Origin of the sequence: Nonomuraea recticatena, from assembly GCF_039533245.1 — a bacterium.
Lineage (GTDB): Bacteria > Actinomycetota > Actinomycetes > Streptosporangiales > Streptosporangiaceae > Nonomuraea > Nonomuraea roseola.
In genome coordinates this window covers 230,384-244,564 of sequence record NZ_BAAATE010000001.1, presented here as the reverse complement: position 1 = coordinate 244,564, position 14,181 = coordinate 230,384, and the positions used below count along the sequence as shown (strand labels likewise).

Here is a 14,181-nt window from a genome sequence, read left to right as displayed (position 1 = left end):
ACCCTTTCGACTGTTATGGTGTCCGGCGCTGATCATCCCCCTGGTTGGAGCCGCGCCGATGTCCGCACCGCTCGTCACCGCCATCGTCGTGGCTCACGACGGAGCCCGCTGGCTGGGTGAGACGCTGGGTGCGGTGCTGGGGCAGAGCCGCCCCGCCGACCGGGTGGTCGGCGCCGACAACGGTAGCCGCGACGGCTCGGCCGACCTGCTCGAACGCGCGCTGGGCGCGGGCAACGTGCTGCGCCTTTCCCGCTCGACCGGCTTCGGCGCGGCGGTCGCCGAGGTTCTCGGCAAGCTCGAGGCGGCCGAGGACGAGTGGATCTGGCTGCTCCACGACGACTGCGCCCCCGATCCGCACGCGCTCCTGCACCTGCTGATGGCCGCCGAGCGCGACCCCAAGGCGGCGGTGCTCGGCCCGAAGCTGCGCGACTGGATGGACCGCAAGCTGCTGGTCGAGGTCGGCGTCACCGTCGACAGGTCGGGCAGGCGTGACACGGGCCTCGAAGCGCGTGAGTACGACCAGGGCCAGTACGACGGCGACCGCGACGTGCTGTCGGTCTCGTCGGCGGGCATGCTCGTGCGCCGCGACGTGTGGGAGCGGGTCGGCGGCATCGACCCCTCACTCGAACTGTTCCGTGACGATCTCGACCTGTGCTGGCGGGTGCGCAACGCCGGCCATCGCGTCGTCAACGTCCGGCGTGCGGTCGCGTACCACGCCGAGGCGGCGGCGCGCAGGAGGCGGCGCATCACCGCCAGCGGCGACCACCCGAGACGGCTCGACCGGCGCAACGCGATGTTCGTCGTCATGGCGAACCTGCCGTTCACCGCGATGCTCTGGGCGCTGGTGCGCAACGTGCTCGGCTCGATGATGGCCACGCTGCTGTTCGTCGTGGCCAAGCAGCCGGCCAACGCCTACGACGAGGTGGCGGCCCTCGGCTCGGTGCTGCTGCATCCGGGGCGCCTGATCAAGGCGAGACGCGCCCGCAAACACGGCCGAAAACAGGGATATTTCGCGATAAAGAAGCTGCTGACTCCGCGCGGAGCCGCCTATCGCCGCCTGTCCGATCTGGTGCAGGGCTTCCTGGCGGGGGAGGGCCCCGTGGAGTCGGCCGGCCGTCACCACGCGGTCGTCGCCCCGCCCAGCGAGGAGGACGACCTCATCCCGGACGACGCGGGCTTCCTCCGGCGTTTCCTCAGCCGTCCCGGCGTGCTCCTCACACTGGCGCTGACCGTGGTCGCGCTGGTCGCCGAGCGCGACGTGCTCGGCGGCCCGCTGCTGGGCGGCGGCGCGCTGGTGCCGGTCGTCGGACAGGCCGCCGACCTGTGGCGCTTCTACCTGGAGGGCTTCCACGACACGGGGCTGGGGTCGAGCGCGTGGGCGCCGCCGTACGTGGCGGTCGTCGCGGCCGTGTCCACGCTGTTCCTCGGCGAGACGTGGCTGGGGGTCTCGGTGCTGCTGCTCGGCTCGGTCCCGCTGGCCGGCGCCTCCGCCTACCTCGCCACCCGCACGATCATCCCCGCCGTTCCTGCGAGGATCTGGCTGGCGGCCAGTTACGCGCTGCTCCCCGTCGCCACCGGCGCGATCGCGGCGGGCAGGCTCGGCACCGCCGTGGTCTTCGTGCTGCTGCCGGTCTACGCGGGCCTCGGCGTGCAGCTGCTGTCGGCCGAGCCGCGCCGGGCCCGCCGCGCGGGCTGGGGGCTCGGCCTGCTGCTGGCCGTGGGCACCGCCTTCGCTCCGCTGGTCTACGTGCTGCTCGCGGTCCTCGGCGTGCTGGCCATGATCGCCTTCGGCAGGGTGCGGCAGCTGGCCACGGCGCTGGCCGTACCACCGGTGCTGCTCTACCCCTGGCTTCGCGGCTTCGCCGACCACCCCGGCCAGCTGCTCCTGGAGGCCGGGCTGCACAGGTCGTCGCTGATCGACCCCGCGCTGCCGCCGCACGCGCTGCTCACCTTCAGCCCCGGAGGGCCTGGGCTGCCGCCGTTCTGGGTCACCGCGGGGCTCATCGCGACGGCGCTGGCCGCCCTGCTCTTCCGCCGCCAGCGCATGATCGTCGCCATCGGCTGGGGTGTGGCCGTGTACGGCGTGCTCGCCGCGATCCTGGTCAGCCGGGTGACCGTCACCTCGGCAGCGGGAGGCGAGGCGGCCAGGGCGTGGCCGGGCATCCCGCTGGCCTTCGCCGCGACGGGGCTGCTCGTGCTGGTCGCGCTGACCGCGCACCGGCTGGCCGAACTGCGGGCGGCGGGTGGGCTGCGCAGGCTGGTCGCGGTGGTCGCGGTCGCCGTCGCCTTCAGCACGCCCGTGCTGGCCGCCGGCTTCTGGATCGCCTCGGGCACGCGCGGCCCGCTGAGCGGCTCGACGCCCGACCCGATGCCCGCGCTGGCCGAGGGGTCGAGGACCCTCCTGCTGCGTGGCGACTCCTTCACGGTGCTGCACCGCCGTACGCCCCTGCTGGGCGAGGCCGAGCTCCCGGTGCCGCGGCAGGCCCGTGACCAGGTGGCAAGGGCGGCGGCAGGCCTGGTCGCAGGGCGCGGCGGCACCGACGCCGCCACCCTGGCGGCCCTCGGCATCACCCACGTGGCCGTCGTGCGACCGGCGCCCGAGGTGACCAGCGCGCTCGACTCCCAGCCGCAGCTCACCCATCTGAGCCTGACGGAGGGTGAAGGGGTGTGGCGCCTGGTCGAGCCGCCCGCACGGGTGAAGGCGCCGCCGGAGGATCCGCTGCGCGTGCCCATGCTGTGGGCGCAGGCCGCGCTCACCGCTCTGGTGCTCGTCCTGGCCGCGCCCGGCGCCCGCACGGCCGATCCGCTCGTGGTGGCGGTGGCCCGATGAAGGGGTTCGTGGAGAACAGGTTCGGCCTCGTGGCGCTGGTCCTGATCGCGCTCGGCGCGCTGTACGGCCTGGCCTTCCTGACGCGCCCCGCACAGGAGGCGCCTCTCGCGAAGGGCCCGCAGAAGGTCGCCGTGGAGTCGGTGGTGGCCGTGTGCCCCGCGCCTCGCGGCGCCGAGGTGGCCGTGCTGAGCGCGCCGGGCGAGGGGACGGTGACCGTCGGGTCCGCCCAGGTCAAGGAGCCGGGCAAGCTCTGGCGCGAGCCGGTCAAGGGAGACGGGCCCGTCGTGGTGAAGGCCACGGGGAAGGCGGCGCAGGGCCTGGAGGCGTCGTTCGGCACGAAGACGGCCAAGGGGCGCTCGCGCGGCCTGGCCGGGGTGCGCTGCACCGAGCCGGCGGGGACCACGTGGCTGATCGGGCCGGGCCCCTCCGCCGCAGGGGTCACGCTGCACCTGACCAACGCCGACGCCGCGCCCGCGCTGGCCGACGTGCTGGTCTACTCGGCCGAGGGACCCGTGCCCAGCGACGCGGGGCGGGGGATCACCGTCAAGCCCGGGGCACACGTCGAACTCGACCTGAACCAGCTCGCCCCCTCGGCCACCGTGGTCGCGGTCGGCGTGACCACGAGCACCGGCAGGCTCGCGGTGGCGGCGAGAGCGGTGATGGACGGGCGAGGGGTGGACTGGCTGCCAGCCTCGGCCCCTCCCGCCACGCGGGTCGTGGTGCCGGGGATCCCCTCGGGCGAGGGGAAGCGGGAGCTCCTGGTGGCCGCGCCGGGAAACCTGGACGCCGTCGTCCGGGTGCGGGCGGTGACCACGGACGGCAGTTATGCGATGAAGGGGCGTGAAACGCTCGATGTGATCGCCGGAACCGTGGCGGTCATGGAGCTGACCAAGGGTCTCGACGGCCAGGCGGCCGCGGTGGAGCTCGTTTCGGACGTGCCCGTGGTGGCCGGGATGGTGATCTCCACCTCGGTGGACGTGGCCTTCAGCGCGGGGACGCCGCCGCTCGACCTGGGCGGCGCCGTCGCCGACAACGGCAAGGGCTCGTCGCTGGTGCTCACCGCCGTGGGCGGTCCCGGACGGGTGAAGGTGGGCACGGCCACGGTGGACGTCCCGGCCTCGCGCACCAAGGTGGTGAAGGTCAAGGCGGGCACGGGCCTGGTGGTGACGCCGGTGTCGGGACAGGTCTACGGCGGGCGGGTGACGAGCGAACGGACCCGGGCGGGGACGCTGATCACCGCCCAGCCGCTGTCGCAGGGCAGGATCTGGACGTTGCTGCCCACCTACACCGACGACCCCGCCGTCGTGCTGCCCTGACGGGCGGCCTGCCCGGCGCTCAGCCGCGCTCGTCGTAGCCGGGGTCGACCGTCTCGGGCGACAGCCCGAGCAGCGTGGCCACCTGCTCGACGACCGTGTCGTGGACGAGCGCGCCCAGCATGTCGCGGTCGCGGGCCCGAGCCTCCAGCGGTCGCCTGTAGATCACCACGGAGGCCGGATCGGCGCCCGAGGCGGTGTCGGCCCTGCCGAACGGGATCGGCTCGGAGCCGAGCCGGCCGGGGCCGTCGCCGAGCTCGCTGACCGGAGGCACCTCCTCCACGGCGAACTCCACGGCCGCCAACTGCTTGCCCCACTGCGGCTTGAGCCTGTCGACCGCGTCGAGCACCAGGTCGTCGAAGCGCTCGCTGCGTGAGCGGGCGATGGGGACGTAGGAGGGGGCCAGCGGACCGCGAAGCCCGCGACCATGGCGGTCACGCCGCCGGGGACCACGCGTCGGTGTCACCACTCAAGCTTAAGCTTTCGGACGCACCCAATCAGGGCCCCCATCGGTACAGGTGGGTGTAAACGCTGTGACAGGTGTCCGAATTGTGGCGACACGCTCGTTAAGAGCGCTCAGGTAGTGGCGCCTCGCACTCTTACCGGATACGGTCCCTCCGTGAGCCCCGTCCGTCGCTGTTCCCGCACTGCTTGCAGTCAGCCTGCCGTCTTCACGCTCACGTACGTATACGCCGACTCGACCGCGGTTCTCGGCCCACTGGCGACGTACGCCGAGCCACATTGCTATGACCTGTGCGCCGAACACGCCGAACGGCTGACCGCCCCCAGGGGGTGGGAGGTCGTCCGCCTGCCGACGGACGGCGGCAGCCCGAGCACCGACGATCTCGAAGCGCTGGCCAACGCCGTCCGTGAGGCGGCGCGCCCCGCGCCGTCCGGCGGCACGGAGCCGGTCGGTCAGGGCGTCGAGGTGGGCCGCCGAGGTCACCTGCGTGTCCTTCGCTCCGCCCAACCCCACCGGGAGCGCTAGTAGGCTCGTCTCAGTCAGACAGGCGACCACCAAGGGACGGGCGAGTGGGCGATCTCTCCAAGATCTTCAAGGCGTACGACGTGCGCGGCGTGGTGCCTGAGGAGCTAGACGAGGAGACCGCCGAGGCCGTGGGGGCGGCGTTCGCGGACGTGACGGGTGCGGCCCAGGCCGTCCTCGCCCACGACATGCGCGTCTCCTCGCGCGCGCTGGCCGACGCGTTCATCCGCGGCGCCACCAGCAGGGGCACCGACGTGATCGACGCGGGGCTCGGCTCCACCGATCTGCTCTACTACGCCAGCGGCAGCCTCGACCTGCCGGGCGTCATGTTCACCGCGAGCCACAACCCCGCGCGCTACAACGGCATGAAGATGTGCCACGCGGGGGCCGTGCCCGTCGGCACCGACACCGGGCTGACCGCGATCCGCGACAGGGCCGCCGCCTATCTCGAGAACGGTATCCCCGCGGGCAAGCCGGGCAGCACGATCGAGAAAGACCTGCTCACCGGCTACGCCGAGCACCTGCGCACGCTGGTCGACCTGTCGGGCATCAGGCCGCTGCGCGTGGCCGTCGACGCGGGCAACGCGATGGGCGGCCACACCGTGCCCGCCGTCTTCCAGGGGCTGCCGATCGAGGTGACGCCGCTCTACTTCGAGCTCGACGGCACCTTCCCCAACCACGAGGCCAACCCGATCGAGCCGGAGAACCTGCGCGACCTGCAGAGGGCCGTGCTCGAGGGCGGCGCCGACCTGGGGCTGGCCTTCGACGGCGACGCCGACAGGTGCTGGGTGATCGACGAGCGCGGCGAGTCGGTCTCGCCCTCCACGATCACCGCGCTGGTCGCCGCTCGCGAGCTGGCCAAGCATCCCGGCTCGACGGTCATCCACAACCTCATCACCTCGCGCGCCGTCCCCGAGATCATCGCCGAGCACGGCGGCGTGCCCCTGCGCACGCGCGTCGGCCACTCCTTCATCAAGGCCGAGATGGCCCGCACGGGAGCGGTCTTCGGCGGGGAGCACTCGGCCCACTACTACTTCCGCGACTTCTGGTTCGCCGACTCGGGCATGCTGGCCGCGCTGCACGTGCTGGCCGCTCTCGGCGAGCAGGAGCAGCCGCTGTCGCGGGTGCTGGCGCCGTACTCCCGCTACACCGAGAGCGGCGAGATCAACAGCACCGTCGCCGACCAGCGCGAGGCCCTGGTGAAGGTTCGCGAGCAGTTCGCGGGCCGTGGCGAGGTCGACGAGCTCGACGGCCTGACAGTGACGGGGTCAGGCTGGTGGTTCAATCTCCGTCCGTCCAATACCGAGCCGCTGCTCAGGCTGAATGCCGAGGCGGCCGACGAGAGCCAGATGGCAGCGATCAGGGACGAAGTCCTCGCTGCTGTGAGGAGCTGAACAGTGAAGATCGACGACTGGCTGCTGGAGATCCTGGCGTGCCCGGCGTGCAAGTCCCCGCTGCGCGCGGAGCTCGACGCGGACGAGCTGGCCTGCACCGGCTGCGGCCTGGTCTACCCGGTGAGGGATGACATTCCCGTCCTGCTCGTGGACGAGGCGCGGAAGCCGTGATCTGGGAGCCCGAGCGGCTCGACGACCAGGCTCTGCTGTCGGCGGGCGACCCGGGCGCGATGCTGCCCGTGGTCGCCTCCGCGGCCGCCCAGGTGCGCACCGCTCATCGCAACGCCGGCGAGGCCGACATCGCGCGGCTGGCCCAGGACGGCAGGCCGCGCGCGATCGTGGTGACCGGCATGGGCTCGGCGGCGCTCGCCGGCGACATCCTGGCGGTGATCTGCGGGTACGGCGCGCCGCTTCCCGTCATCACCGTGCGGTCGGGCAGGCTGCCTGGCTGGGTCGGCGCCACCGACCTGGTCATGGCGGTGTCGTGCTCGGGGCGCACCGCGGAGACGCTCGCGGTGGCGGCCGAGGCCGTACGGCGGGGCTCCTCGCTGCTCGCGGTCGGAGCGCAGGACTCACCGCTGCACGCCATCGCCACGCAGGCGTCCGCGCTGTTCGTCCCCGTGGAGGCGAACGGGCCCTCGCGGGCCAACCTCTGGGGCATGGCGGTGCCGCTGGTCGCGGCGGCGGGCGCGCTGGGGCTGGTCCAGACGGATCCCGACCTGTTCGAGGGCGTGGCCAAGGGCCTGGAGGACATGGCCAACCGCTGCCGTCCCTCGAGCGAGTCGTTCGTCAACCCCGGCAAGGCGCTGGCGATGGAGCTGGCCGAGAGCGTGCCGGTGATCTGGGGCGCCACACCGCTGACTGCGGTCGCGGCGCACCGGCTGGCGCTCCAGCTGCACGAGAACGCCAAGTACCCGGCCCAGTGGGGCGCGCTTCCCGAGGCGGGCCACAACCAGCTGGGCGTGGTCGAAGGGCCGCTGGCCGAGCGCGACATCTTCGCCGAGAGCGCGGGCCGCACCATCAGGCTGGTCGTGCTGCGCGAGCCCGAGGAGCGGCCGATCTCCCTGCTCAGGGTGGTCGAGGACCGCGACGTGCCGGTCAGCGAGCTGGCCGCGGAGGGCGCCCATCCGCTCGAAAGGCTGGCCACCCTCATCGAGCTCGGCGACTATGCGAGTGCTTACCTCGCTCTTGGGTATGGCATCGATCCGACGCCGGTGACGGCTATCACAGAGCTAAAGTCGCGAACTTCCCAATAGGATCCCCTTCCCGGGATTTTCAGTGGCACGAGTGGAGATATGCGTTGAGCGCGAGCGGTGGGACCAAAGCGATCGTTGCGGCATTGGTAGCGAATCTAGCGATCGCCATCGCGAAGTTCGTCGCCTTCCTGTTCACCACCTCCTCCTCGATGCTGGCCGAGTCGATCCACTCGGTGGCCGACTCGGGCAACCAGGCGTTGCTGCTGCTCGGCGGCAAGCGCGCCCAGCGGGCGCGCACGAAGGAGCACCCGTTCGGCTACGGCCGTGAGCGCTACTTCTACGCCTTCGTCGTCGCGGTCGTGCTGTTCACGATCGGCGCGGTCTTCTCGCTCTACGAGGGCATCCACAAAATCAGCGACCCGCACAAGGTGGAGTCGCCGCAGTGGGCGTTCGGCGTACTGATCTTCGCGATCATCGCCGAGATCTTCTCCTTCAGGACCGCCATCAAGGAGTCGAACCACGTCCGCGGCAACCAGGGCTGGGTCTCGTTCATCCGCCACTCCAAGTCGCCCGAGCTGCCGGTGGTCCTGCTGGAGGACCTGGGCGCACTCCTCGGCCTGATCTTCGCCCTGTTCGGCGTCACCATGGCCGTGATCACCGAAGACGGCGTCTGGGACGGCATCGGCACCCTGATGATCGGTGTCCTGCTCGCGATCATCGCGATCATCCTGGCCATCGAGACCAAGTCTCTTCTGCTGGGCGAGGGCGCCTCGCCCGACGTCGAGACGCAGATCAGGTCCGCGCTCGAAGGGACGCCCGATGTGTCGCGCGTCATCCACATGCGCACGCTGCACCTGGGCCCCGAGGAGCTGCTGGTGGCGGCGAAGATCGCTGTCGACCACGACGACACGGCGGCCGACGTGGCCCGCGGCATCGACGAGGCCGAGCAGCGCATCCGCGCCGCGGTCCCGATCGCGCGGGTCATCTACCTCGAACCCGACCTCGACAGGGCCCCCGTCAAGTAGGCCCCGTCAGGCGAGCCCGGCCACGAGGCCCTACTCGTGGCCGGTGATGCAGGAGGTGCCCGCGTCGGTCTGGTCGAACAGGCAGCGGCCGCCCTTGTCCAGGGTGACGACCTTCTTCACGCTGGCGAACTGGCGCAGCGTCCTGTCGATCGTGTGCAGGATGCGGGCGTCGCCGCCGACGCCGAGCCCCATCACCGTGCGGCAGAAGCGCAGTGTCGCGGTGCCGTGCTTGATCTTCAGCTGGAAGTCGGCGCCGCAGTCCGATCTGCCCTTGATCTGACGGCCGAGCTCCGAGTGCAACCCGCGCTTGCGCTCGGCCTTGGTAGGGCCCTTGATGAGCTGCTGGACGGCGAACTTGGCGACCCCGGTGTCGGGGGCCTTCCTGCTGACGGCGACGACCTTGCCGGGAATGCCGAGGTCGGCGGAGAAGTAGACCTTCACGGTGGGGCCTGCGGCCGTGGCGGGCGTCAGGGCGAGGGCGGTGGCGAGGATGAGCTCTTTCATACTCCGTTGGACGGCCTGCGAGGGCCTCTGGTTTGCAGCAATCGCAGCGCCTTTTCCTTCTCGAAGTCGAGGGCCCGCCTCGGAGCCTGCAGCCGCCCGATCCGCAGCCCCAGATCCCGTACGGCCTGCGCCACCCCAGGCTCGCTCAGCGCCCGTAGCGCGAAGGCCAGTTCGGCGGGCGAGACGTCGAAACGCCGCTCCAGCTCCACCGCCTGGGCCACCGCCGTGAGGTCGTCCTCGCTGAACCTGCGGTGCGCTCCGCGCTCCCTGACCGGCGGCAGGAGCCCGAGCGCCTCCCTGTAACGGAGCATGCGAGGGGACATCCCCAACCGCCTGGCTGCCTCTGTGATGCGCATCCTTACATTCTTGTGGAAGATTCCACCCCCTCGGGATGCGACACGAAACGGCCCCACCTAGACTCGACGGCGACAACTTCGTTTCGCGAGGGGTAAACAGATGGACTTCAAGGTCGCCGACCTTTCACTTGCCGACTTCGGCCGCAAGGAGATCCGGCTCGCCGAGCACGAGATGCCCGGCCTCATGGCGGTTCGCAAGGAGTACGCGGCCTCCCAGCCCCTCCGCGGCGCGAAGATCATGGGCTCGCTGCACATGACGATCCAGACCGCCGTCCTCATCGAGACGCTCGTCGCGCTCGGCGCCGAGGTCCGCTGGGTCAGCTGCAACATCTTCTCCACCCAGGACCACGCCGCCGCGGCCGTCGCCGTCGGCCCCAACGGCACCGTCGACAACCCGCAGGGTGTCCCCGTCTTCGCCTGGAAGGGCGAGACGCTGGAGGAGTACTGGTGGTGCACCGAGCAGGCGCTCACCTGGCCGGGCGGCGAGGGCCCGAACATGATCCTCGACGACGGCGGCGACGCCACGCTCCTGGTCCACAAGGGCGCCGAGTACGAGAAGGCCGGCGCCGTCCCCTCCGCCACCGAGAGCGACCCCGAGGAGTGGCACGTCATCATCGACCTGCTCACCCGCACGGTCGGCGAGGAGAAGAAGTGGACGAAGATCGCTGAGCAGATCAAGGGCGTGACGGAGGAGACCACCACCGGTGTCCACCGCCTCTACGAGATGTTCAAGAGCGGCACGCTGCTCTTCCCCGCGATCAACGTCAACGACTCGGTGACCAAGTCGAAGTTCGACAACAAGTACGGCTGCCGCCACTCGGTCATCGACGGCCTCAACCGCGCCACCGACGTGCTCATCGGCGGCAAGGTGGCCGTGGTCTGCGGTTACGGCGACGTCGGCAAGGGCTGCGCCGACGCGCTGCGCGGCCAGGGCGCCCGCGTCATCGTCACCGAGATCGACCCGATCTGCGCGCTGCAGGCGGCCATGGACGGCTTCCAGGTCACCACGCTCGACGAGGTCGTCGGCATCGCCGACATCTTCGTGACCACGACCGGCAACTTCGACATCATCACGGCCGACCACATGGCCAGGATGAAGCACCAGGCGATCGTGTCCAACATCGGCCACTTCGACAACGAGATCGACATGGCCGGCCTGGCCAAGACGCCCGGCATCGTCAGGAACAACATCAAGCCGCAGGTCGACGAGTGGGTCTTCGAGGACGGTCACTCCATCCTCGTGCTCGCCGAGGGCCGCCTGATGAACCTGGGCTGCGCGACCGGCCACCCGTCGTTCGTGATGTCCAACTCCTTCACCAACCAGGTCATCGCGCAGATCGAGCTCTTCACCAAGACCGAGGAGTACCCGATCGGCGTCTACACGCTGCCCAAGCACCTGGACGAGAAGGTCGCCCGCCTGCACCTCGACGCGCTGGGCGTCAAGCTCACCACGCTGACCAAGGCGCAGGCCGAGTACATCGGCGTGAACGTCGAGGGCCCGTACAAGCCGGAGCACTACCGGTACTGATCCCTTCGATCATCGCGGCGGCGGGCGTCCTCTGGTCGCCCGCCGCCGTGCCACATCCGGCCCACATCCGGCGGCCCACATCCGGCCCACCCCGTCCGGCCCACCACGTCCGTGACGGCAGGCCGCGGCCACGCCTGCGCGGTCGTGTGGTCCTTCCGTCGAAGGCGCGCCGCCCAGCGGGGGTGCGGTTGGCCCGCCGTCACGTGCCCATGACGCCCTCGCTCGACGAGGGGGCGGGGCGGCGTGACGGCGAGGACCAGAGTCGCGCTGGAGTGGCGTGATGGACCGACGGTCACCGGTGACCACGGTGGGCTCGACTTGGCTGTGCCGTAGAGGATGGAGGAGAGGTTGTGGGAGAGCGGAGGATCGCCTGGGCCGGCCGCGCGATGCCGGTGCTGACGGCGATCGGGGAGCGGTTCGGCAGGGAGCGCCCCCTCGAGGGGCTCAGGATCGCCGCGTGCCTGCACGTCACCGCCGAGACCGCCGTCCTGATGGGCGCGCTCAAGGCCGGCGGCGCGCAGATCGCGCTGGCCGCCTCCAACCCGCTCTCCACCCAGGACGACGTCGCCGAGGCGCTCAGGTCCTACGACATCGCGGTCCACGCGCGCGCGGGCGTCGACAGGGCCACCTACTACCGCCACATCCACCAGGCGCTCGACCTGGCACCCGACCTGGTCCTCGACGACGGCTGCGACCTGGTCAACATCCTGCACACCGAGCGCACCGACCTGCTCGGAGGCGTCAGCGGCGGCTGCGAGGAGACCACCACCGGCATCATCCGCCTGCGCCAGATGGCCGCCGAAGGCGCGCTGCGCTTCCCCATGGTCGCGGTCAACGACACCCGGACCAAGCGGATGTTCGACAACAGGTACGGCACCGGCCAGTCCACGCTCGACGGCATCATGCGCGCCACCAACCTCATGCTCGCGGGGCGCACGGTGATCGTCGCGGGGTTCGGCTACTGCGGGCGCGGCGTCGCCGAGCGGGCCAAGGGCCTGGGCGCCCGCGTGATCGTCACCGAGATCGACCCTGTCAAGGCGCTCGACGCCTCGCTGCAGGGCTACGAGGTGCGGCCGATGGAGTCCGCGGCCCTGGTCGGCGACCTGTTCATCACGGTCACCGGCAACCGCGACGTCATCAGGGCCGAGCACCTGGCGCTGATGAGGGACGGCGCGATCCTGGCCAACGCGGGCCACTTCGACGTGGAGATCGACGTACGCGCGCTGGAGGAGATGGCCGTCTCGCTCAACCAGGGCGTGCGGCCCAACACCGACGAGTACGTGCTCGCCGACGGCCGCCGCCTGCTGCTGCTGGCCGAAGGACGGCTGGTCAACCTGACCGCTGCCGAGGGGCATCCCGCCGCCGTCATGGACATGTCCTTCTCCGCCCAGGCCCTGGCCGTCGCCTGGCTGGCCGCCGAGCGGCTGAACCTGGCGCCGGGCGTCTACGACGTGCCCGAGGACATCGACGTCGAAGTGGCACGGCTGAAGCTGGCCGCGACGGGCATCGAGATCGACCGGCTGACCGCGGACCAGGAGGACTACCTGCACTCCTGGCGCACGGGCTCCTGACGTACCGGATTTCGCGTGACAGTTCCCGGACAATCACTTGGTTGATCGCTGAACGACATGGATAATCCAGGGCATTTCCGTCTCTGGAGGCTCCATGAGATTGCGTGGCTTATCCTCCCTCGTGGCAGGGATCGTGGTGGCGATCGCCCTGGTCCCCGTCCCCGCCTCGGCCGCCGACGAGATCACCAAGAGTGACAACATCCGGCACGAAGCCCACCTCGATCTGCCCGCCGGTGTGCAGATCAACACCGACATCGCCTTCCAGGGTGACTACGCCTACGTGGGCAGCTACACCGGCTTCTCGATCTACGACATCAGCCGCCCGAAGCGCCCCAGGCTGGTCAGCACGGTCAGCTGTCCCGGCGGCCAGATGGACGTCACGATCTACGGCGACATCCTCGTCACCTCCGTCGACGACTCGATGAAGGACGACTCCTGCGCCAGCACGGGTCAGTCACCGAGTGTGAAGAGCTCGTGGGAGGGTCTGCGGATCTTCGACGTCAGCGACAAGGCCAACCCGAAGTACGTCAAGTCGGTCGAGACGAACTGCGGCTCGCACACCCACACGCTGGTGCCCGGCAAGTCGCGTGACGCCTTCTACGTCTACGTCTCCTCCTACTTCCCCGCCGCGAACCTGCCCGACTGCCAGCCGCCGCACGACCGCATCTCGGTGGTGAAGGTCCCCGTCCGCAACCCGACCGCGGCCGCCGTGGTCAACATGCCGGTGATCTTCCCCGAGGGCGGCAACGACAGGACCCAGCAGCCCAACCTGCTCGCCGACACCAGCGGCTGCCACGACATCACCGTCTACGCCGAGAAGGACCTCGCCGCCGGCGCCTGCATGGGTGACGGCGTGCTCATGGACATCTCCGACAGGGAGAATCCCAAGGTCATCGACACGGTCAGAGACACGAACTTCGCGTTCTGGCACTCGGCGACCTTCAACAACGCCGGCACCAAGGTGGTCTTCACGGACGAGCTCGGCGGCGGCACCCAGGCCCGCTGCACCGCGGCCGAGGGCCCGACCAGGGGCGCCGACGCGATCCTCGACATCGTCGGCAAGAAGCTCGTCTTCAAGAGCTACTACAAGATTTCCAGGATCCAGACGAACACCGAGAACTGCGTGGCCCACAACGGCTCGCTGATCCCGGTCAAGGGCCGCGACATCATGGTCCAGGCCTGGTACCAGGGTGGGCTGTCGGTCTGGGACTTCACCGACTCGGCCAACCCGCAGGAGATCGCCTTCTTCGACCGGGGCCCGATCTCCGACACCCAGCTCAGGCTCGGCGGCTACTGGTCGGCCTACTACTACAACGGCTATATCTTCGGCAGCGAGATCTTCCGCGGGTTCGACGTGTTCAGGGTCGACGACCGGCGCGTCAACCAGGCGCGAGGCGTGAAGTTCGACCGGCTGAACGTCCAGACCCAGTCCAGGTACCGCGAACGCGGTCACTGAGGTCCTCGGGGCGGCTCCCGCAC

Annotated in this window: 13 protein-coding genes; 10 read left to right on the top strand and 3 right to left on the bottom strand. The window is 70.5% G+C overall.

The features are described 5' to 3' along the window. Window positions 1–58 precede the first annotated feature (58 nt). Together ABFX50_RS01110 and ABFX50_RS01105 are read left to right on the top strand one after the other, a co-directional pair. Complete coding sequence (locus tag ABFX50_RS01110; protein WP_346142463.1) at window positions 59–2,830, top strand: glycosyltransferase; 2,772 nt, start codon at window positions 59–61, stop codon at window positions 2,828–2,830. Next, the gene (locus tag ABFX50_RS01105; protein ID WP_346142462.1) at window positions 2,827–4,146 is read left to right on the top strand and encodes a DUF5719 family protein; all 1,320 of its coding nucleotides are present in this window, start codon (window positions 2,827–2,829) and stop codon (window positions 4,144–4,146) included. The genes ABFX50_RS01110 and ABFX50_RS01105 overlap by 4 nt, the downstream gene beginning before the upstream one ends. Before the next feature lie 19 nt (window positions 4,147–4,165). Here ABFX50_RS01105 and ABFX50_RS01100 read toward each other — a convergent pair whose 3' ends face one another. Then, window positions 4,166–4,609 carry a metallopeptidase family protein gene (locus ABFX50_RS01100; RefSeq protein WP_346126043.1) on the bottom strand — a complete coding sequence of 148 codons (444 nt, stop codon included), beginning with the start codon at window positions 4,607–4,609 and terminating at the stop codon, window positions 4,166–4,168. 153 nt (window positions 4,610–4,762) lie between these two features. On the opposite strand from ABFX50_RS01100, the gene ABFX50_RS01095 reads away from it, so the two are divergent. Genes ABFX50_RS01095 through ABFX50_RS01075 form a run of 5 tightly spaced genes read left to right on the top strand, consistent with a single transcriptional unit; the run spans window position 4,763 to window position 8,743 of the window. Continuing rightward, window positions 4,763–5,131: a DUF3499 domain-containing protein gene (locus tag ABFX50_RS01095; protein WP_183650001.1), complete on the top strand. Its 369-nt coding sequence runs from the start codon at window positions 4,763–4,765 to the stop codon at window positions 5,129–5,131. 44 nt (window positions 5,132–5,175) lie between these two features. Beyond that, window positions 5,176–6,522, top strand: a complete 1,347-nt coding sequence (locus ABFX50_RS01090) for a phosphomannomutase/phosphoglucomutase (RefSeq protein WP_346142460.1) — start codon at window positions 5,176–5,178, stop codon at window positions 6,520–6,522. A gap of 3 nt (window positions 6,523–6,525) precedes the next feature. Beyond that, entirely contained in the window at window positions 6,526–6,693 is a 168-nt protein-coding gene (locus ABFX50_RS01085) for a Trm112 family protein (RefSeq protein WP_183649995.1), read from the top strand. Further along, complete coding sequence (locus ABFX50_RS01080) at window positions 6,690–7,778, top strand: SIS domain-containing protein (protein ID WP_346142458.1); 1,089 nt, start codon at window positions 6,690–6,692, stop codon at window positions 7,776–7,778. The genes ABFX50_RS01085 and ABFX50_RS01080 overlap by 4 nt, the downstream gene beginning before the upstream one ends. A gap of 44 nt (window positions 7,779–7,822) precedes the next feature. After that, window positions 7,823–8,743 (top strand): cation diffusion facilitator family transporter, encoded by a 921-nt coding sequence (locus ABFX50_RS01075; RefSeq protein ID WP_346142456.1) that lies wholly within the window; start codon window positions 7,823–7,825, stop codon window positions 8,741–8,743. A 30-nt stretch (window positions 8,744–8,773) separates the two neighbouring features. Here ABFX50_RS01075 and ABFX50_RS01070 read toward each other — a convergent pair whose 3' ends face one another. Both ABFX50_RS01070 and ABFX50_RS01065 read right to left on the bottom strand, forming a co-directional pair. Continuing rightward, window positions 8,774–9,247 carry a GerMN domain-containing protein gene (locus tag ABFX50_RS01070; RefSeq protein WP_346142454.1) on the bottom strand — a complete coding sequence of 158 codons (474 nt, stop codon included), beginning with the start codon at window positions 9,245–9,247 and terminating at the stop codon, window positions 8,774–8,776. Beyond that, window positions 9,244–9,603 carry a MerR family transcriptional regulator gene (locus tag ABFX50_RS01065; protein WP_183649984.1) on the bottom strand — a complete coding sequence of 120 codons (360 nt, stop codon included), beginning with the start codon at window positions 9,601–9,603 and terminating at the stop codon, window positions 9,244–9,246. Before ABFX50_RS01065 ends, ABFX50_RS01070 begins: the two co-directional genes overlap by 4 nt. 100 nt (window positions 9,604–9,703) lie before the next feature. Here ABFX50_RS01065 and ahcY point away from each other — a divergent pair, with 100 nt between their 5' ends. From ahcY to ABFX50_RS01050, 3 genes are all read left to right on the top strand, one after another. Beyond that, window positions 9,704–11,131 (top strand): adenosylhomocysteinase, encoded by a 1,428-nt coding sequence (gene ahcY, locus ABFX50_RS01060; RefSeq protein WP_346142451.1) that lies wholly within the window; start codon window positions 9,704–9,706, stop codon window positions 11,129–11,131. Between the two features lie 350 nt (window positions 11,132–11,481). Continuing rightward, a complete protein-coding gene (locus tag ABFX50_RS01055; RefSeq protein ID WP_346126037.1) occupies window positions 11,482–12,702 on the top strand; it encodes an adenosylhomocysteinase in 1,221 nt (406 codons plus the stop codon). A gap of 94 nt (window positions 12,703–12,796) precedes the next feature. Beyond that, window positions 12,797–14,158, top strand: coding sequence for an LVIVD repeat-containing protein (locus ABFX50_RS01050; protein ID WP_346142449.1), 1,362 nt, complete (start codon window positions 12,797–12,799; stop codon window positions 14,156–14,158). The last annotated feature ends 23 nt before the right edge of the window (window positions 14,159–14,181 follow it).

Excerpts from the sequence above, each read along its gene's own strand:
- ABFX50_RS01110 (WP_346142463.1), top strand. The coding sequence starts at position 59 with ATGTCCGCACCGCTCGTCACCGCCATCGTCGTGGCTCACGACGGAGCC.
- ABFX50_RS01105 (WP_346142462.1), top strand. The coding sequence starts at position 2,827 with ATGAAGGGGTTCGTGGAGAACAGGTTCGGCCTCGTGGCGCTGGTCCTG.
- ABFX50_RS01070 (WP_346142454.1), bottom strand. The coding sequence starts at position 9,247 with ATGAAAGAGCTCATCCTCGCCACCGCCCTCGCCCTGACGCCCGCCACG.
- ABFX50_RS01065 (WP_183649984.1), bottom strand. The coding sequence starts at position 9,603 with ATGCGCATCACAGAGGCAGCCAGGCGGTTGGGGATGTCCCCTCGCATG.
- ahcY (WP_346142451.1), top strand. The coding sequence starts at position 9,704 with ATGGACTTCAAGGTCGCCGACCTTTCACTTGCCGACTTCGGCCGCAAG.
- ABFX50_RS01050 (WP_346142449.1), top strand. The coding sequence starts at position 12,797 with ATGAGATTGCGTGGCTTATCCTCCCTCGTGGCAGGGATCGTGGTGGCG.